The organism is Vibrio sp. 1S139, assembly GCF_041439475.1.
Taxonomy (GTDB): domain Bacteria; phylum Pseudomonadota; class Gammaproteobacteria; order Enterobacterales; family Vibrionaceae; genus Vibrio; species Vibrio crassostreae_C.
Genome location: NZ_JBGOOD010000166.1, coordinates 1 through 1,055, shown reverse-complemented (window position 1 = coordinate 1,055; position 1,055 = coordinate 1). Strand labels below are relative to the sequence as shown.

At 47.3% G+C, this 1,055-nt stretch carries 1 protein-coding gene; it reads right to left on the bottom strand.

All coding sequences use genetic code 11. From position 1 onward, the window contains the following. The coding region (gene tuf / locus ACED46_RS21945; protein WP_137001546.1) for an elongation factor Tu at window positions 1–1,055 on the bottom strand (1,055 nt) is incomplete at both ends.

Sequence of the window (1,055 nt, the reverse complement as noted above, 5' to 3'; positions counted from 1 at the left end):
AAGATTTTAGCTACAACACCAGCACCAACTGTACGGCCACCTTCGCGGATTGCGAAACGTAGACCTTCGTCCATTGCGATTGGAGCGATTAGCTCAACAGTCATTTGAACGTTGTCACCTGGCATTACCATTTCTACGCCTTCTGGTAGAGTGATGTCGCCTGTTACGTCAGTTGTACGGAAGTAGAACTGTGGACGGTAACCTTTGAAGAAAGGAGTGTGACGGCCGCCTTCGTCTTTAGAAAGTACGTATACTTCAGACTCAAACTTAGTGTGTGGGTTGATAGAACCTTTCGCAGAAAGTACTTGACCACGTTCAACGTCATCACGCTTAGTACCACGTAGAAGTGCACCAACGTTCTCACCTGCACGACCTTCGTCAAGCAGTTTACGGAACATTTCAACACCAGTACAAGTAGTAAGAGTAGTCTCTTTGATACCAACGATTTCTACTTCGTCACCTACACGTAGGATACCGCGCTCGATACGACCAGTTACAACAGTACCACGACCTTGAATTGAGAATACATCTTCAATTGGTAGTAGGAACGGTTGGTCAACTGCACGCTCTGGCTCAGGAATGTAAGAATCTAGTGCTTCTGCAAGCTCAACGATCTTGTCTTCCCACTGCTTCTCGCCGTTTAGTGCGCCAAGTGCAGAACCTTGGATAACTGGTAGGTCATCACCTGGGAAGTCGTATTCAGAAAGAAGTTCACGAACTTCCATCTCAACAAGCTCAAGTAGCTCTTCGTCATCTACCATGTCACATTTGTTCATGAATACGATGATGTAAGGGATACCAACTTGACGACCAAGTAGGATGTGCTCACGAGTTTGAGGCATAGGGCCGTCAGTCGCAGCAACAACTAGGATACCGCCGTCCATTTGTGCAGCACCAGTGATCATGTTTTTAACATAATCCGCGTGTCCTGGACAGTCTACGTGTGCGTAGTGACGTGCTGGAGTGTCGTACTCAACGTGAGAAGTTGCGATTGTGATACCGCGCTCACGCTCTTCTGGAGCGTTATCGATAGATGCGAAATCTTTAGCAACACC